Consider the following 20,290-nt stretch of genomic DNA (forward strand, 5'->3'; position numbering starts at 1 on the left):
TCTATTTTGCAGGCCTTCTCGCGGTATAGCTCCGCGGCTTTTGAACTCTGCAGGCCGGATTCGTACGAATAAATTGGAGGTGGAATGCGCGTCGGACGCATTTCCAAAGTATCTGCCGTAGCCCTAGCCGCAGTCCTGGTTCTCAGCGCCTGCACAGGCACGGATTCTGGTCCGCAGCAGCCCACAGCGACGGCCAGTGCCAGTGTCGGTGGCAATGTCACTGTTCTGGAAACAGACGCCTTCTCCTCTTTTAACCCGGAAAGCGTCACTGGCGCCACCCGAACCAACCTCCGTGTCGACTACGCCACGCATTCGGGCTTCAACTATGTAGACCCAAACTTGGTAATCCAAAAGAACGAACAATTTGGCAAGTATCAAAAGGTCTCCGATGATCCTTTGGTCATCAAATACACCATCAATAAGGGCGTGCAGTGGTCCGACGGCGCCCCCGTCACCGCAGCGGACCTGCTCCTGCAGTGGGCTGCTGCATCGGGATATTACAACGACGCCACTTTGGATGCGGATTACAAAGTAATCAAGGGTACGGCGTATTTCCACTCGGCTGGAGACCCCACTGGGATCGCTAATACTGAACGGCCCGTTATCAGTGACGAGGGAATGTCGCTCACGCTGACCTATAAGAAACCCTTTTCAGATTGGGAGACGGCTCTGGGCTCCACCGTGAGTATCCCAGCCCACATTGTGGCGGTCCGCTCTGGGCTGAAGGACGCTGATGCGCTGAGCGCGCTGCTTGAATCCGTTTCCAGGGGCGACGCCGATGCCCCCGTTGCGCCGAATGCCACGCTGCGGAAAGTGGCTGATTTTTGGAATACCGGGTTCGACACTAAGTCCATGCCTGACCCGTCGTTGGCTTTGTCTAACGGAGCTTTCCTTGTTAAGAGCATCAACGCCGACACGGACTTGGTGCTCACCCCTAACGCCGACTATGCGTGGGGTGCGAAACCAAAGCTGGACACGCTTACGGTGCACTACGCGCCAGACGGCGACCCACAAGTTGCGGCGTTGAAAGAGGGCGGTGCTGACGTCATTTCCCCGACGGCGACTGCAGAAGTTTCTGCGGCTTTGACCGCTGCGAAGTCGAAGGGGATCGTTGTGGATCAGGGCCAGGGGTTGGGGTTTGACCAGGTGGCGCTGAACTTCAAAGGCGTCTTTTCCAATGCTGATTTCCGCACCGCGTTTTTGAAGAGCGTTCCACGTCAAGAGATCGTTCGGGAATTGGCGGTTCCGCTTGATTCCAAAGCGGTGGCCTTGAACTCCTTTGTGTTCCGCCAAAGCCAAACGCCCTATAAAGAGTCGGCCCGCAGCAATGGCAGCACCTCCTATGCTGACGTTGACATTGACGGGGCAAAAATAATCTTGGCCGAGGCAAAACCGAGCATCCGTATTCTCTACAACGTTGATGACCCCGTGCGAGCCAAAGAGTATGCCCTAATTGCTGCCTCCGCGGAGCTGGCCGGATTCGCCGTCACTAACGCTGGGATGCCGGCTGCTACCTGGCAGACAGCTTTGAAAGCCGGTGAATTCGACGTCGCCCTATTCGGCTGGAAGGCCAATGCCACTGGTTCGGTTCAAGTCCCACAAGTTTTCCGCACTGGAGCACTCTCCAATGTCAATAACTTCTCCAACACGGTCGTGGACCAGCTCACCGAAGACCTGGCCTCTAACCCGAACGATGCCAAACAGGACGCTTTGAAGATGCAAATTGACAAGCTTGTGTTCGACGCCGGCTATGGTGTGCCGCTGTTTGCTCGCGATTCGATTCTCGCGCACAGCGCCCACGTCGGTGGGGTGCGGTTCTCACCAGTGGACGTCGGAGCGTGGTGGAACGTGTGGGAATGGACCCACATTAGCTAAAACTGTGTCCCAATGACGTCGCCTGTTGGTGAATTTCATCACGATTACCACCTTGCGCTACAGTGGAAATAGGGCGCAAATCCGCCCGTGGTCCGGGATTGGCGCTGATGCGCAGGTGCCAAGCAGCGCATGAGATGCCCGTAATGGGATACAGTGACTAGGCCGTATTTGGCACTACGTCTAGAATGGTGTTATCTGCCGAACAATCGCGGCCAAACATAAATGTGACTTTCTGCCGTCGCCCTTTCGGGGCCTGCAGCCGGGCCCAACTGAAACGAGTCTTCACGCATGAGCGATACTTCCCTCAACACTGCTTCGCGCAATGACCTGCGCAACGTCGCCATTGTGGCGCACGTTGACCATGGCAAGACCACTTTGGTCGACGCCATGCTCAAGCAGACGCACTCATTTGCCGAACATAGCAATGTTGCCGAACGCGCCATGGATACCGGAGACCTGGAGCGCGAAAAAGGCATCACCATTTTGGCCAAGAACACCACGGTGGCCTACAACGGTCCGTCCGCTGATGGCCAGGTCATGACCATCAACGTCATCGACACCCCCGGCCACGCCGACTTCGGTGGCGAGGTGGAGCGCGGTCTGTCCATGGTTGACGGTGTTGTTCTCCTCGTAGACGCTTCCGAGGGCCCACTGCCGCAGACCCGCTTTGTGTTGCGTAAGGCACTCGCCGCGAAGCTGCCCGTAATTTTGCTGGTTAACAAAACCGACCGTCCCGACGCTCGCATCGACGAGGTCGTGGCCGAGTCCATGGACCTGCTGCTGGGCTTGGCATCGGACATGGCCGACGAAGTTCCGGACCTTGACCTGGACGCTGTCCTGAACGTTCCGGTTGTTTACGCATCCGGCAAGTTGGGACGTGCCTCAACCAAGCAGCCCGAAAACGGTACCGCACCGGACAGCGAGGACCTTGAGCCGCTGTTCAAGACCATCATCGAGCACATCCCGGCACCTCGTTATAACCCCGAAGGTGTCCTGCAGGCACACGTCACTAACCTTGACGCTTCCCCGTTCCTGGGCCGTTTGGCTCTGCTGCGCATCTTCAACGGCACCTTGCGCAAGGGCCAGACTGTTGCCTGGTGCCGCCAGGATGGAACCGTCAAGCCCGTCAAGATCACCGAATTGCTGGCAACCCAGGCCCTGACCCGTGTTCCGGCCGAGTCTGCCGGCCCTGGTGAAATCGTTGCTGTTGCCGGTATCGAGGACATCACCATTGGTGAAACCCTCACCGACTTGGAAAACCCGCAGCCGCTACCGCTGATCACGGTTGACCCGCCCGCCATCTCGATGACGATCGGTATTAACACCTCGCCACTTGCTGGCCGCGTCAAGGGTCACAAGGTCACTGCCCGCCAGGTCAAGGACCGCTTGGATAAGGAACTGGTCGGTAACGTCTCCTTGAAGGTTCTGCCAACCGAGCGTCCTGATGCTTGGGAAGTTCAGGGACGTGGCGAGCTTGCTCTGGCCATTTTGGTGGAGCAGATGCGCCGTGAAGGTTTCGAGCTAACCGTGGGCAAGCCGCAGGTTGTGACCAAGCAGGTCAACGGCAAGACTCACGAGCCGATGGAACACATGACCATCGACGTACCCGAGGAATACTTGGGTGGCGTAACCCAGCTCATGGCAGCCCGCAAGGGCCGTATGGTCAACATGGCCAACCATGGCACCGGTTGGTGCCGGATGGAATTCCTCGTTCCGGCCCGTGGCCTGATCGGTTTCCGCACCCGCTTCTTGACCGACACCCGCGGCGCCGGCATTGCCTCTTCGATCGCCGAGGGCTACGAGCCGTGGGCCGGCCCCATCGAATACCGCAACAATGGTTCGATCGTGGCTGACCGCTCTGGCGTCGTCACCCCGTTCGCGATGATCAAGCTCCAAGAACGCATGAACTTCTTCGTGCAGCCGACCTCCGAGGTCTACGAAGGCATGATTGTTGGCGAGAACTCTCGCGCCGACGACATGGACGTGAACATCACGAAGGAGAAGCAGCTCACCAACATGCGTGCAGCTTCCTCGGACACCTTCGAGAACATGACACCGCCGCGCAACCTGACTCTGGAAGAGTCCCTTGAATTCGCTCGCGAAGACGAGTGCGTTGAGGTCACCCCGGAATCGATCCGTATCCGCAAGCTCATCCTGGACGCTTCCGACCGCGCCAAGGCTTTCCGTAGCCGCGCCAAGGCCTAATTGACCTACGCTTAAAGCAGCTATACAGGGAAATCCCAGGCAGCGGCCCGCCCCGGTTTACACCGGGGCGGGCCGCTGGCGTTTAAGGTTTCATCTCGGTAAAGATCTTCAAAAAATGTGCGCTGGATTACTACCAAGTAACACTTCTTAGGTACGCTTGGCGGGTATGAGTTGGAACACTTTGCAGACTTCAACGACGAATTTGCATCAGAAGTAGTCTCGACTCGCGTCCAATAAATAATCAAGGAGGCGGAATGCGTTACTCGCGCACTTCCAAAGCACTGGGTCTGGCAGCAGTTCTAGCCATGTCCATCACCGCATGTGGCGGCACTTCAGGCGGCGGAGACACCGCGGCCAGTGGCGACACAACCAAAGTCATCACGGCCAACAACACGGAGCCGCAAAACGGCCTGTTGCCGGCTAACACCAACGAGGTTGGTGGCGGCAAGGTCATGGATCTGCTCTTCACCGGTCTGGTGAGCTATGACGTCAAGGGTGCAATTCAGAACGAGCTGGCCGATTCCATCGAGACCAAAGACTCGAAGAATTACACGATCAAGATCAAGTCTGGCCAGACTTTTAGTGATGGTTCAGCCATTACGGCTAAGACGTTCGTGGATGCCTGGAACTTCGGTGCAGCGGCCAAGAATGCTCAGCTCAACAGCTACTTCTTCGAATCCATCAAGGGCTACGACGCAGTCAGCGCCAAGGATTCCACAGTAGAGACCATGGAAGGGTTGAAGGTCGTCGATGACACCACCTTCACCGTCGAGCTGGCCCAGCCAGAGTCCGACTTCCCGTTGCGTCTTGGCTACACGGCTTTCTACCCGCTTCCTGAGTCCGCCTACAAGGACCCCAAGGCCTTTGGCCAGGATCCCGTCGGCAACGGCCCGTACAAGTTAGCTGCAAACGGATGGCAGCACAACGTCTCCATCCAGTTGGTCCCGAACGAGAAGTACTCCGGTCCTCGCAAAGCCAAGAATGGCGGCGTGACCTTCAAGCTCTACAACAGCCCTGACGCTGCTTACACGGATATTCAGTCCGATAACTTGGATGTTTTGGATCAGGTTCCCCCGAGTGGCCTGCAGAACTTCAAGACTGACTTCAAGGACCGCTTCGTCAACCAGCCGTATGCTGGTAACGCGACCATGGTGATCCCGAGCTACCTTCCTGAGTTCTCAGGCGAAGCAGGCATGCTGCGTCGCCAGGCCATCTCCATGTCGATTGACCGCCAGCAGATCATCGACAAGATCTTCTATGGCAACAAGAAGCCGGCCGTTGACTTCACCTCGCCGGTGCTCGATGGCTACAGCGACAGCCTCAAGGGCAACGATGCTCTGAAGTTTGACGCAGCCAAGGCCAAGGATCTCTGGGCACAGGCAGATAAGATCAGCCCGTGGCCGGCCGACAAGGTCTTCACCATCACCTCCAACATTGATGGTGCCGGTAACAAGGAATACATCACGGCCATGGCCAACCAGATCGCCACTAACCTGGGGATCAAGGCCGAGCTGAACCCGGTTGCCACGTTCAAGGAAATGCGCAACTTGGTCGGGAAAAAGGCTCTCACCGGTGGCTCACGCGCCGGCTGGCAGGCCGACTACCCGTCGCTGTACAACTTCCTCGGGCCGCTTTACGCGACTGGTGCAGGTTCCAATGATGGTAGCTACACCAACCCCGCATTCGACGCAAAGTTGAAGGAGGGCTTGGCCGCAACCAGTGTTGAAGCTGGCAACAAGCTCTTCAACGAGGCGCAGGAAATCCTACTCAAGGACCTGCCGGTCATCCCTCTTTGGTACCAGGCAGTTCAGGGTGTTTGGAGCAACAACGTCAACCCGGTTCAGTTCGGCTGGAACGGCGTACCGCTGTACTACGAAATTACCGGTAAGTAAGTTTCTTAGCACCGTGGCGCAGTAAGGGGGAGCCGGTATTAATGCCGGGTCCCCCTTTCTGCGCTATTCAGGCATATTTGTGTAATTTTTCCGTACAATGTTCCGTGGACAGATCCCACTGGTCCCTGTACTGACAACTACTGAACAGGTAATTTCATGAACGAACTACAATCTGGGGCCTGGGGAGTGGTGACGCCGTAATGGTCATGTTCACCTTCCGCCGTTTCCTGCAGTTGATTCCCGTGTTTTTTGGGGCAACGCTGCTGGTGTATTTCTTGGTCTTCGCGACCCCTGGCGACCCCATCGCCGCACTTTCAGGCGGCAAGCCGATGGCTCCCGCCGTCGAAGCCGCTCTGCGTGCCCAATACAATCTGGACCAACCTTTTTGGGTTCAATACGGCTTGTATTTGAAAAATTTGGTGACACTGAACCTTGGCCAAACCTTCTCCGGCCAGGAAGTCTCCGCAGTCATTGGACGCGCATACCCCGTCACAGCCCGCCTTGCCGTCATGGCTCTCGCCTTCGAAGCAATCTTTGGTGTTTTCTTCGGCGTTATTGCCGGACTGCGCAAAGGCAAACTGTTTGATAGCACGGTCTTGGTTGCCTCATTGGTCGTCATCGCTGTCCCAACTTTTGTTCTGGGCTTCGTCCTCCAGCTCGTCATTGGTGTCCAGCTTGGCTGGGCTAAGCCGACGGTCAGCGGTACCGCGCCTTGGAACCAACTGATACTGCCCGCGTTAGTCCTGGGGCTGGTCTCTTTGGCTTATGTCATTCGACTCACCCGCGCGTCCATCAGCGAGAACATGAACGCTGATTATGTACGTACTGCCACGGCCAAAGGCTTAAGTCGTCGCCGTGTAGTAGTGGTCCATATCTTGCGAAACTCTCTCATCCCTGTGGTGACCTTCCTCGGTGCTGACTTAGGTGGCCTCATGGGTGGAGCAATCGTCACGGAAGGAATCTTCAACGTCCCCGGAATTGGCAATTTGTTGTACAAAGCAATTTTGAACGGTGAAACACCAACAGTCGTTGCTGTGGTGGGAATGTTGGTCATTGTCTTTGTGCTGGCCAACCTCGTTGTGGACCTCTTGTACGCATGGCTCGACCCAAGGATTCGTTATGTCTGAGAACTTGACACCCGATAAAGGGACAACCGAACCGGTAACCCCGGTGACGCGGCAAGGAAAGATCTCCAGCCGCACCATTGAACATTTTGTCGCGCCGCTGGAGGAAACTCCACTAGCTGCCGTTGACAACGTTGACGAGACCACTGTCTCGCTGAGCCTGTGGGCTGATGCGTGGCGGAATCTGCGTAAGCAGCCGCTCTTCATCATTTCCGCGCTGCTAATCCTCCTCGTGGTGGTGGTGGCAATTGTGCCAGGTCTATTTGCGCACGTTGACCCCACCAGTTGTACGCTTGCAGATTCTGCAGAGGGTCCCCGTTCTGGGCACCCGTTGGGCTTCACCTTGCAGGGCTGTGATGTGTATTCACGCATGATTTATGGCACCCGTGCATCCTTGACTGTGGGTATCTTCACCACCCTTGGCGTGCTTATCATCGGCGGCATCATGGGTGCTCTGGCGGGCTACTATGGCGGTTGGCTAGATACAATTCTGGCCCGCTTGGCTGATATCTTCTTTGCCTTGCCGTTGATCCTAGGCGCCATCATCATCAACCAGTTGCCACTATTCCGTGACAACAAGAGCGTTTGGACAGTCGTAATTGCCCTGGTGGCCTTCGGATGGCCGCAAATTGCGCGTATCACCCGTGGTGCTGTCATTGAAAACCGCAATGCGGACTTTGTGATGGCCGCCAAGGCGCTGGGGCTCTCTCCGTTCCGGGCACTGATGAAGCACGTGGTCCCCAACTCTCTGGCGCCGATCATCGTCGTTGCCAGCATCTCGCTGGGAACCTTTATTGTGGCCGAGGCAACGCTGTCCTTCTTGGGGATTGGTTTGCCATTTAGCGTCATCTCCTGGGGCAACGACATCTCCGCTGCACAGACGCAGGTTCGCAACAACCCCAGTGTGCTGCTCTGGCCGGCCGTGGCATTGTCCATTACGGTACTGAGTTTCATTATGCTCGGTGACGCCTTGCGTGACGCACTGGACCCCAAAGCAAGGAAGCGGTGACGCACGTGAGTCACATTAACAACGCAAAGTCCGTGGATTCTAAGACGGCACGCGACGCGGATACTCCTTTACTGGAAATTCGGGATTTGGCGATCACTTTTGATACGTCCAACGGTCCGGTACACGCCGTACGCAACGCTCACCTGAGCATCATGCCCGGGGAGACGGTAGCCATTGTAGGTGAGTCCGGTTCGGGTAAATCCACCACAGCACTGGCTGCTATCGGCCTGCTGCCGAGCAACGGCCGTGTCTCCGGTGGTCAGATCTTCTTTGACGGCGAAGATATCACCAAGGCCAGCAGTAAGCGGATCGTGGAACTTCGTGGCAGCTCGATCGGCATGGTTCCCCAGGATCCTATGTCGAACTTGAATCCGGTCTGGAAGATTGGGTTCCAGGTCAAGGAGACATTGAAGGCTAATGGCTTGGCTGGCGCTAACTCCAAAGAACGTGTCGCGGAGGTGCTTGCTGAGGCAGGATTGCCGGACGCTGCGGCCCGTGCCAAGCAGTACCCACACGAGTTCTCTGGTGGAATGCGCCAGCGGGCACTGATCGCTATTGGTCTTGCATGCCGCCCGCGCTTGCTCATCGCTGATGAGCCCACGTCAGCACTTGACGTGACGGTGCAGCGGCAGATTTTGGACCATTTGGATCGAATGACGACTGAGCTGGGCACTGCAGTGCTGCTGATCACCCACGACCTCGGCCTCGCGGCGGAACGTGCTGAGAAATTAGTTGTTATGTACAAGGGCCAAGTTGTTGAGTCCGGGCCTGCCTTGGAGATTTTGCGCAACCCGCAGCACCCGTACACGCAACGCTTGGTGAACTCAGCTCCGTCAATGGCATCTCAACGGCTACAGTCTCAGAAAGCCAAGGATGCCCTGGCATCTGCTGCGGCGCAGACGCAGGAGAGCGTCTCCGCCGATGGGCACTCGGTACCTGTGGCCAAGGATCCAATGGTCGTGCCCTCCTCAGTGAGCCCCGTTATCCCTGGACATGCGGCCAAGGGTGAGACCATCTTGGAGATTAAAAACCTCACCAAGGTGTTCAAACTTCGCGGAGCACTGGGTAAGGCCACCGATTTCAAAGCGGTTGACGATATTTCCTTCAGCGTGCCGCGCGGGAGCACTACAGCCATTGTGGGGGAGTCCGGTTCGGGCAAGTCCACTGTGGCGCAGATGACATTGAGTTTGTTGGCGCCAACTGAGGGAAGCATCCTCTTTGACGGCGTGGAGGTGAACACGCTCAAGGGGAAGGCTCTTTTTGACTTCCGACGTCGTGTCCAGCCGATCTTCCAGGATCCTTACGGCTCACTTGATCCGATGTTCAACATCTACCGGACCATTGAAGAACCGTTGAAGATCCACAAGATCGGAGACAAGAAGTCACGGGAGAAAAAGGTTCGTGAATTGTTGGATCAGGTTTCCATGCCTGCCTCCACCATGCAGCGGTACCCGAATGAGCTCTCCGGCGGCCAGCGCCAGCGCATTGCCATTGCGCGGGCGCTAGCTTTGAATCCCGATGTGATCATCTGTGACGAGGCAGTGTCAGCGCTTGACGTGCTGGTACAGGCGCAGGTGTTGAACCTGCTCAATGAGTTGCAGGAAGAATTGGGACTGACGTACCTGTTCATCACCCACGACCTTGCTGTGGTCCGCCAGATCGCAGACAACGTCTGCGTTATGCAGCACGGCCGGATTGTGGAGACCTCCAGCACCGATGAGGTCTTCAACAACCCCAAGCAGGTCTACACGCAAGAACTGTTGAATGCTATTCCTGGGGCTAGTCTCTTGGTCTAACGGAAGACCGTATTGCATAAGCTTGACGCCAAAAGGCCGGTGTCCCTAGTTCATCTGGGGTACACCGGCCTTTTGTGTGTGCTGGGCTGAGCTAGTGCCGACCAGACGTGGGGAACGGGTAGATTGGTGGCATGAGTTCGAGCATGTGCGCACCAACGTCAGACCAGCGGGCGCCTGCGCTTCTCCCGGGTGTCGGTCCGAACGCCACACTTCTATTTGTCCATGCCCATCCGGACGATGAAACCATTGTCACCGGGGCGACCATGGCGGCCTACGCTGGCGCCGGAGCGCGGGTGATTCTCCTGACATGTACCCGGGGTGAGCTAGGTGAGGTCATCCCAGCGGAGCTGGGTCATCTGGAGGTGGGCCGTGAGCTGCGCCTTCCGCAAGAGGCAAGCTCCTCTGTGGAAGGGAAGCTCGACGCCGGTCCCTCACGAGCTGCTGCCGCCGAAAGTAACGAGTTGCCACAAGGATCGAACCAGGCGGACGGAAGCGGTTTGGCACAAGAACGCGAACGCGAACTTACTGGCGCCTTGGATGCCCTAGGCGTTAGCGAACACTTTTTCTTAGGCCAGGGGATCACTGCCCCCGCGTCGGGACCGGTGGTCTTCAGAGATTCGGGTATGGCGTGGGGTGCCGATGGGCGGGCCGAGGCTGCCGCTACTGTACTGGACGGCTCGCTGTCACGCACGCCCCTTGACGTGCTGGCTCCTCTCGCCGCCGCAGCCATTCGCGCGTCCCGACCCGACGCTGTTATCACCTATGCAGCAGACGGAGGCTATGGGCATCCGGACCATGTCCGCACTCATCAGTTGGTCATGTGTGCACTGGAATTAGCCGTCCGCCAAGATGGCAATGTTCCGGGCTGGGCAGTCCCGCATGTCTTTGCCATCGTCAGTGATCGTCCACAACGACCTCTTGAGCCTGAGCTGCCCAGACTGGCGGTCGTTGGGGATACCGCGGCGAAGACAGCAGCCATGCGTGCACATCGCACCCAAATCAGCGTCTCAGGGGACAAGTTTGCACTCTCGGATAACGAGTGGCATGAGATCGCTGGAGTTGAAGAATTCGTATCACTGCCATCGCCTAGGATCTGCGGATGAGTGTTCCGAAAGAGAGAGATCCAAAGGAGGCGGCAGACTTGGGGAACGAGTCGCGCTTGCCTAAACCGCGGCGCTGGGCTGTGATCGCTGCGGCCGTGGGGGCCGGCATGGGCACTGGCTTGTTGGGTACGGCCCTGCACGGACATGCACTCTACATAGATAAGACGGTGCTTCCCTTGGGTGCAGCGGCTGCGTTGCTCATGCTGGCCGCCGTCGAACTTTTCGTGGGCCTGTGGAGCAGGAGCGCCTGGCTGGTAGTGCTATGCGGTGGTGCGGCGTACCTGACTGCGGGCCTGCTGTCGTTGCAGTTGGGCGGATTCGGAATGATTTCTAGCAATCTTCAAGGCACGGTTTGGCTCTACGGCATCGCCGTGATCACTCCCTTGCTCTCTTGGTGGGCCGCCGCGGTCCTGCGTCGGAGCAAATAGCGAGCGTCGAAGTGAGAGTTCCTGAACCGTTGAGGGTTAGAGCGGAAAACGGCGTTCGCGCCGCGCCGGGGGCGGGGGCACAGCTTTGGCGAGTTGGACATCCTCGAACTTGATCTGGACATCGCCGCTGCGGGTAGTCACCGTGGCGTGCAGGGCGTCGCGGGCACTCAAGGTGCCAAGCGCATCCGTGGTGCCGCCCTCGATCCTATAGCGCACCACCACGCGAGTGCCGAAGGGGAGTGTGGAAAGTCTTTTCAGTGCCTCATTCACCCCTTTATGCTAGTTCCCCGACACCTGAGGTAGTGCCAAGATGCACCGTTGCCCGGAGTGAGGGATAATGAAGGTAACTCCGGCCCCAGCCGGCTACTAGCTATTTTTTGTGAGGAAGGTCGGGACGTGACGTATGTAATTGCGCAGCCGTGCGTAGATGTCAAGGACAAGGCATGTGTTGAAGAGTGCCCTGTTGACTGTATCTATGAAGGTGAACGCTCGCTCTACATCCACCCCGACGAATGTGTTGACTGCGGGGCCTGTGAACCTGTCTGCCCGGTAGAGGCTATCTATTACGAGGACGACACCCCTGATGAGTGGGCGGAATACTACAAGGCGAACGTTGAGTTCTTTGATGTGCTGGGCTCCCCAGGTGGTGCTGCCAAGATTGGTAACACCCACACGGATCACCCGTTGATCGCTGCACTTCCGCCGCAGAACCAGGGCTAAGAAACCCCGTGAGCCACGGAACAAAAGAGCCTTCCAGTACAGCATTTGGCTTGCTGTTGCCGGAGTATCCGTGGGAGGCGATGGCCCCCTACCAGGCAATTGCTGCAAAGCATCCAGACGGCGTCGTGAACTTATCCATTGGCACTCCCGTGGACCCCACGCCCGCTGTGCTTCAAGCTGCCTTAGCAGCAGCTTCAAACGCACCGGGCTACCCCACGACCCACGGCACCCTCGCTTTACGCCAAGCCATAGTTGACTGGTACGAGCGCCGGCGTCAGGTACCAGGGCTCGATCCGGCTGACGTTATGCCTACGGTGGGATCAAAGGAAATGGTGGCCTGGTTGCCGCTACTTTTAGGCCTTAAGCCAGGAGACGTTGTGGTGCGGCCCCTCGTCGCTTACCCCACGTATGACATGGGGGCCATGTTTGCTGGCGTCACAGCAGTAGCGGCAGATGATCTTGATGAGCTCGAACCCGAGGTTCGCTCCCGTGTGCGGCTGGTGTGGGTGAATTCCCCCGGGAACCCCACAGGGATTGTGCGTGGCGTGGATTCTCTGCGCCGGCTCGTCGAGCAGGCGCGCCACATCGGAGCGGTGGTCGCTTCCGATGAGTGCTACGGCGAACTTGGCTGGGGCCCGTGGGACCCCGAACATGGTGGTGAGCCCGTGCCAAGCGTGTTGGATCCGCGTGTCAGTGGTGGCTCAAATGAGTCTTTGTTGGCGCTGTACTCTCTGAGCAAGCAGTCCAATCTGGCGGGTTACCGTGCGGCTTTTATTGCTGGGGACGCTGCCATCATGACGAATTTGGTCAACAGCCGCAAACATGCCGGAATGATCGTCCCGTATCCGGTGCAAGAAGCCATGCGTGTTGCCTTGGGCGAAGATGGGCACGTCAGTGAACAAAAAGAACGCTACCGACGCCGTCGTGCCATGTTGGTACCAGCGCTGGAGGCATTCGGTTTGAGAATCCACCACTCTGAGGCCGGACTCTATTTGTGGTGCACTGCTGGTGAGGACACCTGGACCACTATTGGCAGGCTTGCCGAACGCGGAATTGTTGCAGGACCCGGAGTGTTTTACGGGAAGGCCGGGGAAGGGTTCGTGCGCGTAGCCCTGACGGGAACCGATGAACGGATAGCTTCTGCCGTTGAACGGTTGGGTAGTGCCAACGCAATGGATATGGTCAATCCCGCCTGAATTTAGCTGCAGGATTAGTGTTGAAGGACCAATAAGCGGTAGTTTTATATCAAGAAGTTTATGCCATCGTGCACTTTTACAGCGGGTTTACGGAACTCTTGGGCCCAGCCAAAAAAAGTCTTTCCGTGCGCGGTGTTTTCCAGCACGGAAACGTTGCATGATCCAACCAACGGCCTTGTGAAGGCTGCCTCATGAAGGGGACTCCATGACTGATTCCACGAGCGCAACATTGCGCTACGACGGCGGAGAACTTGAACTTCCCCGCATTGAAGCCGTAGAAGGCAATGCCGGCTACGACGTTTCCAAGCTGCTCAAAGACACTGGTGCGGTCACTTATGATCCCGGGTTCGTAAACACAGCTGCAACTTCCTCAGCTATCACCTTCATCGATGGTGAGAAGGGCATCCTGCGTTACCGCGGTTACCCCATTGAGGAACTCGCTGAGCACTCCAGCTTCCTGGAAGTGTCCTACCTGCTCATTTATGGAAACCTGCCCACTCCGGTAGAACTGGACACGTTCGACCAGAAGATCCGCCGCCACACCATGCTCCATGAGGATCTTAAGGGCTTCTTTGGTGGATTCCCGCGCGACGCTCACCCGATGCCTGTGCTTTCCTCAGCAGTATCTGCTTTGTCGACGTTTTACCAGGATTCACTGGATCCCTTCGACGACGAACAAGTCGAGATGGCAACCATCCGCCTGATGGCCAAGATGCCCGTGATCGCCGCTTACGCCCACAAGAAATCGATCGGCCAGCCCATGCTGTACCCGGATAACTCGATGGGTCTGGTGGATAACTTCTTGCGCTTGAGCTTTGGCCTGCCGGCTGAGCCGTACGAAATGGACCCGGTGGTCGTCAAGGCTCTGGACCTGCTGCTCATCTTGCACGCGGATCACGAACAGAACTGCTCAACCTCAACTGTGCGCCTGGTTGGGTCAGCGAATGCAAATATGTTTGCATCCGTCTCCGCCGGTATCAATGCACTCTTCGGTCCGCTGCACGGCGGCGCCAACGAGGCCGTGCTGAACATGCTCCGCCAAATTCAGGCCAGCGGCGAGCCGGTGGAAAAGTTTGTCGAGCGGGTCAAGAACAAAGAAGACGGCGTGAAGCTAATGGGCTTCGGGCACCGCGTCTACAAGAACTACGATCCCCGCGCCAAGATCGTCAAAGAGACAGCCCACGAGATTCTGTCCAAGCTTGGCGGCAACGACGAACTCCTGGACATCGCCATGCGCCTAGAAGAGGTAGCGCTGACGGACGAATACTTCATCTCCCGCAAGCTCTACCCCAACGTGGACTTCTACACGGGCCTGATCTACAAGGCCATGGGCTTTCCGGAGAAAATGTTCACCGTCCTCTTTGCCATTGGCCGGCTGCCAGGTTGGATTGCTCAGTGGCGCGAGATGATGAAGGATCCGCAAACCAAGATTGGCCGTCCGCGCCAGCTGTACATTGGGGAACCAGAGCGCATGTACCCGTCGCGCTAGAACTATCTACGACGGCGGCGGGAGACTTCTTGAGGGAAGTCACTCGCCGCTTTCTGCCTTGTTTTTCAGTTCTGAAAGAAGATCACATGCTCAAATTGCTCTTACACACGTTTTCTCTAGCCTTCCCTATTGTGGTGGTGGTCCTGCTCGTAGTGGTGCTATTGGGCAAAACGGTGTTCCTGCCGTATTTGATCCCCGCAGCCGTCATCATGGTGGTGTTGCTGGTACTGCTGTATGTGGATAGGAAAAAAGAAGCTGCCAAGGTAAGCCCTGACACGAACAGCTGACCCTGGCAACACCGGTCCTGACACGAACAGCCGACCTTAGCAACAATATTGAAACATCTGTGCTAAAAAAGAGATGTGCCCAAAATTGTTGATGCTTTTGATCGTCGCGAACTAGTTGCGCAAGCCGTGTTTCAACTCATCGGCGAACGCGGCATGGCCCATGCGTCTTTGCGAAACGTTGCCGCGCAAGCGAACTTGGCGCTGGGATCGGTGCGCCATTATTTTGACAACCAAGCAGAGCTGATGGACTTTGCGTTCCGGACGAATTCCGAACGTGTACATGTGCGTGCTCTGGATCGTCTTGAAGAACTCGAAAGCAAGCCGCTACCTGCGCAACCGGAACTCTTGGTGGAAAAGTGCGCTGGTGTCTTAGAAGCGCTGCTCCCGCTCGGCGGAGAATCCAGCCGGGATGCTGTGGTCCGCATGGAGTTTATGCTGGCCGCCCGCACGTTAGTGCACCTGGGCCAGGCCGCGCTAGACGATTACAGGGCCACTGGCGCCGTAGTGGGGCGGGTGCTCATGCAACTGCTGGCCAGCGACTTGGTGATCGGAAGCCGCAAACCCGTGGATGAGGCCGAACGGCTGATCGCAGTACTGGATGGATTGAGCTTGCGCATGGTCCTCCAACCCGCGTGGGCAACGCCCGAACAGAGCAGCGCCACCCTGCGACGCCATTTAGCGTCTCTGCTTGGTCCGTGACTGGCTGACTGACTGGTCTGGCTGGAGCTATGGGCTGCGCTGCACTCCACACCGCGCTGTGGATGACGCCGAGTAAGGCGCTGTGTAGACCGCCAGACAGTGCACACGGACAGGCTTGAGAGTAAACTTCAAGCCAGGAGCCAGGCAGCTTGAGCTGCGGCTGCTGGAGGCGAAGATTATGCATCATACGGGCGGTCCGGGTTGGCGTATCACCATGGACACAAGTGGACCTATGCTAGTGGCGCTTTACATTCGTGACGTCGCTGGGCTGGACGGGGCTGGAAGTCCGGCGCTGTCCCCTGTAGCTCCTTCCGTGGGCTCGGCAGACCACAGTAGATTGACGGCACACGTTGGCGGCGTGGATGCCTTGCGCTGGCAATGGGAAGGCTGGTGGCGAGCACTTTTGGCCAGCGCCCCGCAGCGCGCACCATCGGTGACACCACCGAATTTCCCGGAGCTCAATGCTACGCCCGCACTCCAACGCGTGGTGCAAGCCCATTTTGGCGCAGCACTTAGCTGGTCCCAAGAGCAGAGCCAGACATATGCCCGGCTAGCGGCGGAAAGAGAAACCCTGGGTAAGCATAAGATCTTGGCGGATCTGGTCGCGAACAAGGAAATGGAGCTGGGCCGCAGTGCGCGAGATTTCACGCTGACCATTGTGGAAATGCCCTTGGCTGAACCACGGGCATGGTTTATCGAACCAAACCGACTGATCATGGATCAGCATTTATTGGAGGACCAGCAAACTTTTGTTAGCTACGTTCAACCCGTGGTGGATATGCTCGTCTAAACACCCGATTATTGGGGTGCTGACGCAAGGTAAATAGTGAGAAAGCCTTCTGAATTTGGGGCGTTCGCTGTGTTTGGGGCGTTTTGCCCCGTAGCACCAGCGGCACTGGCAGCCTTCCAACCAACGTTGTGACCGGCGTCGTTCGCGTTCCGATCCCAGATGTTGTTCTCGAAGCTGACGCTGGTGATGCCTTGGCTGCGGGCATTCGCCACTGCCCACTGCGCAATAGCCCAAGCTGTCGCGCCTGATATCTGGACGCGGAGGCTTGAAGAACCCTGATCCGTGGAAGCAGTCACTGGCAACGGACCGAAAGCTGCGTGAATGGCCTCCTCCAGAGCTGCGGATGTCGGCGGAACGTCCGTGGCCGACACTGGTGGCAAGGTGCAACTAAGTGCCGCAGGCGACTGTCCGGTCAGGGCGGAGGCAAAGGCTTTGGCCGTCGGTTCGTGCTGTGCGTAGGCATGCGGATAGGCGGACCGTTGCACGATCTGCGCGGCGTCGTTCAACGGTAAGTTAGCGTAGTTGGGAACCTGTTCCAAGGCTTTAAAGAAAGCGGTGGATGAATAGACGGGGTCCATGATCTGCTCCGCGGTGCCCCAATCCTGGGACGGGCGCTGCTGGAAAAGTCCCACGGAGTCTAGATCGCCGTAGTCGATGTTGCGTAGCTTGGACTCCTGCAATGCCGTAGCAAGGGCAATGGAGGCTGCACGTGCCGGCATGCCACGCTGGAGGGAGACGGCGGAGATCAACGCGGCATTCTGGGTTTGGTCTGGCGCCAACGTGTACGAGCTAGCACCCACGGTAGCTGTGCAACCAGGGCGTAGCTCCGGAACAAACGCCGTACCAAGGTAGTTGGCCAGCCAGAAGCCACCGCCCACCAGAAGGCCCACAGCTACTACAGTGACAGTGACGAAGGTGAGGAACGCGGCCCCCCGTCGATGGCTCATGGCAGACAGCTCCTCGGGCCTGAAAGAAGAATAAAGTGCAATCTGTCCTAGTTGCTATGCAGCGAGTCGTTTAGTTCCACCGTTGATCCCCTGCGAGGGAGAACTTCAACCTCACCCGAGCTTGAATTGCGACGGAACAAAAGATTGGGAACACCGGAAAGTTGGCTAGCTTTGACAATGGTGGTGGTGTCCTCACCGTCGTCGTTCTTCGGGCCCAGCAGACGCACCCGGGTACCGGCAGTGACGTAGAGGCCAGCTTCCACAACGGAATCATCGCCAATGCTAATGCCCACTCCGGAGTTGGCGCCCAGCAGCACCCGCTCGCCGAGGCTGATACGTTCCTTGCCGCCACCGGAAAGTGTTCCCATAATGGAGGCTCCGCCGCCAACGTCGGTCCCGTTTCCTACGGTGACGCCAGCGGAAATGCGCCCTTCCACCATCGACGAGCCAAGTGTCCCGGCGTTAAAGTTCACAAATCCCTCATGCATGACGGTAGTGCCATCAGCGAGATAGGCGCCGAGACGGACGCGATCCGCGTCACCGATGCGCACACCGGATGGCACCACGTAATCGACCATCCGGGGGAACTTATCCACTGAGTAGACGGTGACGGCACCACGCCGGCGCAGTCTTGCTCGGGTGACTTCAAAGCCATCCGGAGAAGCTGGGCCGAAGTTGGTCCAGACTACGTTGGAGAGCACACCGAAGATGCCTTCCAAATTCATTTGATTGGGGGCTACTAAACGATGGGAGAGCAGGTGCAGACGCAGATAAGCATCCACGGCGTCAGCGGGAGCACGGTCTAAATCGATTTGAACAAAAACGACTTTCTGGGTGACTGCCCGATCAGTGTCTGTGCCCGCTGCCGCGAGATCAACGAGTTCCTGTGCTGGCTCCGGCGTCGCTTCCAGGCTCTGCGTACCAATGCCCAGAGACGGCGCCGGGAACCAAGCATCCAGGACGGTGCCGTTCTCTGCCACAGTGGCAAGGGCAAAACCGTGGGCGGTGCGGATGGACTGTGTTTGGCCCACTGAAGGGGAAACCGGGTTCTGCGTCATGGTCAAAGTCTATCGATCCGTTCTCTCTGGTGAAAACGGTCCCTACACAACGTTGAACGTGATGGTGTGCCAGCCTGTGGAGCCGTCCGGCTCCGGCGGAGCCTGATCTTCCACTTGCAAGGTTCCGGCGCCATCATAAGCACGCACTTGGACCTTGTGGATGCCCGGCTTGGCGTCATTCCAGATGAACTGCCACTGGCGCCACGTAATCAAAGATGCTTCTGCACCCAATTCCGCAGCTTGCCACTGACCGTTATCTAGCTTGACTTCAACTTTAGAAATCCCGCGTGTTTGGGCCCATGCGGTACCCCCGACTGCTACCCGTCCGGCGGGAACGCGTGCCAAAGCCTTCGGCACTTCAACCCGGGAGGACGTTTTGATGGGGCCATGCGAGGACCAGCCGCGTGAAGTCCAGTAACCGGCTTTCTCTGCAAAAGTGGTCACTTCTAAGTCAACGACCCACTTTGTAGCTGAGACGAAACCGTACAAACCTGGTACCACCATGCGTACTGGAAAACCGTGTTCCAGCGGAAGTGGCTCATCATTCATACCAACGGCAAGGATGGCGCCACGATCGTCTTGGAGGGCTGGTAGGGGAGTAGAAGCGCTGAAACCGTCCGAGCTCGTAGAGAGGACCATATCGGCTCCTCCCTTGGGCTTGGCCCGGGCCATAATTTCGCGGAGCGGATAGCCCAGCCATTTGGCGTTGCCGACCAAGTTTCCTCCCACCACGTTTGATACGCAGGTCAACGTCACATGGGATTCGACCAGATCGGAGGCGAGAAGCTCGGAAAAACTCATCGTGAACTCGTTCTCCACCATGCCGTGTACCCGTAGTTCCCAACTGTTGGGGTCCAGCTGAGGAACGGCCAAGGCTGTGTCTATACGGTAGAAATCGGCGTTGGGTGTCACAAAGGGCACGACTCCGTCCACAGAGACTGCCACTCCGTCCGGAAGGGGAGCCGCCTTTGTCTTGGCCGCGGGGAGCTTGAGAGCGTCGCGGAATTGGCGTGCGGTATTGCGAGCGGTGGACAGGAGGTTCCCACCAATGCCGACCACTAAGGATCCGCCAGCAATCAGGGCGGCACCCAGGATGAAACTACGGCGGTTTGGACTCTGAACCGTGTCTTCATGGTTCTTCGGGTCTGGCTGATTCGCCCAAGCACGCTGTGCTGCGAGGGTGAGGTACCTCAACACAAAGAGTCCTGCGACGGTGCCGATGACGACAGGCACTAGATCCAGAACCGTGGCGCCTGATCGGGTAATGATGGTCGCGATCATGACTGCGGCGAACACGACCACCATGGACGCTCCGACGATCAGCTTCCGAGCGGCAGCCAATCCAGCAATGGCGGCCAAAATTACCGTCGCAATTGCCATCGAAAGCAACAGGACGGTCTTGTCATTGGTGCCGAAGGTGGAAATAGCAAAGTTCTTCATCCACGACGGGGTGAAGTCGATGAAGGTGGATCCCATGGACGTCAGGGGAGAGGAAACGGTGCCAAAGAATGCCGAGAGCAACTCTGCTACTGCGAACAGTGCTCCAGCTGCGATGATGCCGGTGAGGGCTGGCGCAATGGCTCTGCCCCGCCGGCCTGTGGTACTGCGATTTCGCTTTCCCATGACAGGCTCCTGAAGTTGGTGGGCGTTTGCTGGAGCCGATTGGCGCCAG

Annotated in this window: 18 protein-coding genes; 14 read left to right on the plus strand and 4 right to left on the minus strand. The window is 57.6% G+C overall.

What is annotated here, in order from left to right:
• Nucleotides 1–84: 84 nt before the first annotated feature.
• From LOH53_RS07995 to LOH53_RS08030, 8 genes are all read left to right on the plus strand, one after another.
• Nucleotides 85–1,875, plus strand: a complete 1,791-nt coding sequence (locus tag LOH53_RS07995; protein WP_230067212.1) for an ABC transporter substrate-binding protein — start codon at nt 85–87, stop codon at nt 1,873–1,875.
• A 288-nt stretch (nt 1,876–2,163) separates the two neighbouring features.
• Complete coding sequence (typA, locus tag LOH53_RS08000) at nt 2,164–4,080, plus strand: translational GTPase TypA (protein WP_230067213.1); 1,917 nt, start codon at nt 2,164–2,166, stop codon at nt 4,078–4,080.
• Between the two features lie 254 nt (nt 4,081–4,334).
• Complete coding sequence (locus tag LOH53_RS08005; protein ID WP_230067214.1) at nt 4,335–5,972, plus strand: peptide ABC transporter substrate-binding protein; 1,638 nt, start codon at nt 4,335–4,337, stop codon at nt 5,970–5,972.
• A 200-nt stretch (nt 5,973–6,172) separates the two neighbouring features.
• Nucleotides 6,173–7,099, plus strand: coding sequence for an ABC transporter permease (locus LOH53_RS08010; RefSeq protein ID WP_230067215.1), 927 nt, complete (start codon nt 6,173–6,175; stop codon nt 7,097–7,099).
• Nucleotides 7,092–8,105 carry an ABC transporter permease gene (locus LOH53_RS08015; RefSeq protein WP_230067216.1) on the plus strand — a complete coding sequence of 338 codons (1,014 nt, stop codon included), beginning with the start codon at nt 7,092–7,094 and terminating at the stop codon, nt 8,103–8,105. Before LOH53_RS08010 ends, LOH53_RS08015 begins: the two co-directional genes overlap by 8 nt.
• A 5-nt stretch (nt 8,106–8,110) precedes the next feature.
• Complete coding sequence (locus LOH53_RS08020) at nt 8,111–9,901, plus strand: ABC transporter ATP-binding protein (RefSeq protein WP_230067217.1); 1,791 nt, start codon at nt 8,111–8,113, stop codon at nt 9,899–9,901.
• A 131-nt stretch (nt 9,902–10,032) separates the two neighbouring features.
• Complete coding sequence (locus tag LOH53_RS08025; protein WP_230067218.1) at nt 10,033–11,004, plus strand: PIG-L family deacetylase; 972 nt, start codon at nt 10,033–10,035, stop codon at nt 11,002–11,004.
• The gene (locus LOH53_RS08030) at nt 11,001–11,432 is read left to right on the plus strand and encodes a hypothetical protein (protein ID WP_230067219.1); all 432 of its coding nucleotides are present in this window, start codon (nt 11,001–11,003) and stop codon (nt 11,430–11,432) included. Before LOH53_RS08025 ends, LOH53_RS08030 begins: the two co-directional genes overlap by 4 nt.
• A 36-nt stretch (nt 11,433–11,468) precedes the next feature.
• Here LOH53_RS08030 and LOH53_RS08035 read toward each other — a convergent pair whose 3' ends face one another.
• A complete protein-coding gene (locus LOH53_RS08035) occupies nt 11,469–11,702 on the minus strand; it encodes a putative acetyltransferase (RefSeq protein WP_230067220.1) in 234 nt (77 codons plus the stop codon).
• Nucleotides 11,703–11,828: 126 nt separating this feature from the next.
• Between LOH53_RS08035 and fdxA the strand changes: the two genes are divergently transcribed.
• The 6 genes from fdxA to LOH53_RS08065 all read left to right on the plus strand — a co-directional run bounded on the left by fdxA (nt 11,829) and on the right by LOH53_RS08065 (nt 16,613).
• Complete coding sequence (gene fdxA / locus LOH53_RS08040) at nt 11,829–12,152, plus strand: ferredoxin (RefSeq protein ID WP_176636557.1); 324 nt, start codon at nt 11,829–11,831, stop codon at nt 12,150–12,152.
• A gap of 8 nt (nt 12,153–12,160) precedes the next feature.
• Complete coding sequence (gene dapC / locus LOH53_RS08045) at nt 12,161–13,348, plus strand: succinyldiaminopimelate transaminase (protein WP_326832754.1); 1,188 nt, start codon at nt 12,161–12,163, stop codon at nt 13,346–13,348.
• 205 nt (nt 13,349–13,553) lie between these two features.
• Nucleotides 13,554–14,837 (plus strand): citrate synthase, encoded by a 1,284-nt coding sequence (locus LOH53_RS08050; protein WP_230067221.1) that lies wholly within the window; start codon nt 13,554–13,556, stop codon nt 14,835–14,837.
• A gap of 86 nt (nt 14,838–14,923) precedes the next feature.
• Complete coding sequence (locus LOH53_RS08055) at nt 14,924–15,124, plus strand: hypothetical protein (protein WP_230067222.1); 201 nt, start codon at nt 14,924–14,926, stop codon at nt 15,122–15,124.
• 75 nt (nt 15,125–15,199) lie between these two features.
• The gene (locus LOH53_RS08060; RefSeq protein ID WP_230067223.1) at nt 15,200–15,823 is read left to right on the plus strand and encodes a TetR/AcrR family transcriptional regulator; all 624 of its coding nucleotides are present in this window, start codon (nt 15,200–15,202) and stop codon (nt 15,821–15,823) included.
• A gap of 178 nt (nt 15,824–16,001) precedes the next feature.
• Nucleotides 16,002–16,613 carry a hypothetical protein gene (locus LOH53_RS08065; protein WP_230067310.1) on the plus strand — a complete coding sequence of 204 codons (612 nt, stop codon included), beginning with the start codon at nt 16,002–16,004 and terminating at the stop codon, nt 16,611–16,613.
• 8 nt (nt 16,614–16,621) lie between these two features.
• Here LOH53_RS08065 and LOH53_RS08070 read toward each other — a convergent pair whose 3' ends face one another.
• The 3 genes from LOH53_RS08070 to LOH53_RS08080 are packed head-to-tail and all read right to left on the minus strand — an operon-like array spanning nt 16,622 to nt 20,241.
• Nucleotides 16,622–17,560 carry a hypothetical protein gene (locus LOH53_RS08070; protein ID WP_230067224.1) on the minus strand — a complete coding sequence of 313 codons (939 nt, stop codon included), beginning with the start codon at nt 17,558–17,560 and terminating at the stop codon, nt 16,622–16,624.
• Nucleotides 17,561–17,607: 47 nt separating this feature from the next.
• Nucleotides 17,608–18,618, minus strand: coding sequence for a 2,3,4,5-tetrahydropyridine-2,6-dicarboxylate N-succinyltransferase (gene dapD / locus LOH53_RS08075; RefSeq protein ID WP_230067225.1), 1,011 nt, complete (start codon nt 18,616–18,618; stop codon nt 17,608–17,610).
• A gap of 42 nt (nt 18,619–18,660) precedes the next feature.
• On the minus strand, nt 18,661–20,241 hold the full coding sequence (locus LOH53_RS08080) for a molybdopterin-dependent oxidoreductase (protein WP_230067226.1): 1,581 nt from the start codon (nt 20,239–20,241) through the stop codon (nt 18,661–18,663).
• Between the last annotated feature and the right edge of the window lie 49 nt (nt 20,242–20,290).

This window comes from Arthrobacter cryoconiti, from assembly GCF_020905375.1.
Taxonomy (GTDB): domain Bacteria; phylum Actinomycetota; class Actinomycetes; order Actinomycetales; family Micrococcaceae; genus Specibacter; species Specibacter cryoconiti.

Bases quoted from the DNA above. Each gene is read 5' to 3' on its own strand.
- LOH53_RS07995 (WP_230067212.1), top strand. From the start codon at position 85: ATGCGCGTCGGACGCATTTCCAAAGTATCTGCCGTAGCCCTAGCCGCA.
- typA (WP_230067213.1), top strand. From the start codon at position 2,164: ATGAGCGATACTTCCCTCAACACTGCTTCGCGCAATGACCTGCGCAAC.
- LOH53_RS08005 (WP_230067214.1), top strand. From the start codon at position 4,335: ATGCGTTACTCGCGCACTTCCAAAGCACTGGGTCTGGCAGCAGTTCTA.
- LOH53_RS08010 (WP_230067215.1), top strand. From the start codon at position 6,173: ATGGTCATGTTCACCTTCCGCCGTTTCCTGCAGTTGATTCCCGTGTTT.
- LOH53_RS08015 (WP_230067216.1), top strand. From the start codon at position 7,092: ATGTCTGAGAACTTGACACCCGATAAAGGGACAACCGAACCGGTAACC.
- LOH53_RS08025 (WP_230067218.1), top strand. From the start codon at position 10,033: ATGAGTTCGAGCATGTGCGCACCAACGTCAGACCAGCGGGCGCCTGCG.
- LOH53_RS08030 (WP_230067219.1), top strand. From the start codon at position 11,001: ATGAGTGTTCCGAAAGAGAGAGATCCAAAGGAGGCGGCAGACTTGGGG.
- LOH53_RS08050 (WP_230067221.1), top strand. From the start codon at position 13,554: ATGACTGATTCCACGAGCGCAACATTGCGCTACGACGGCGGAGAACTT.
- LOH53_RS08055 (WP_230067222.1), top strand. From the start codon at position 14,924: ATGCTCAAATTGCTCTTACACACGTTTTCTCTAGCCTTCCCTATTGTG.
- LOH53_RS08065 (WP_230067310.1), top strand. From the start codon at position 16,002: ATGCATCATACGGGCGGTCCGGGTTGGCGTATCACCATGGACACAAGT.
- LOH53_RS08070 (WP_230067224.1), bottom strand. From the start codon at position 17,560: ATGAGCCATCGACGGGGGGCCGCGTTCCTCACCTTCGTCACTGTCACT.
- dapD (WP_230067225.1), bottom strand. From the start codon at position 18,618: ATGACGCAGAACCCGGTTTCCCCTTCAGTGGGCCAAACACAGTCCATC.
- LOH53_RS08080 (WP_230067226.1), bottom strand. From the start codon at position 20,241: ATGGGAAAGCGAAATCGCAGTACCACAGGCCGGCGGGGCAGAGCCATT.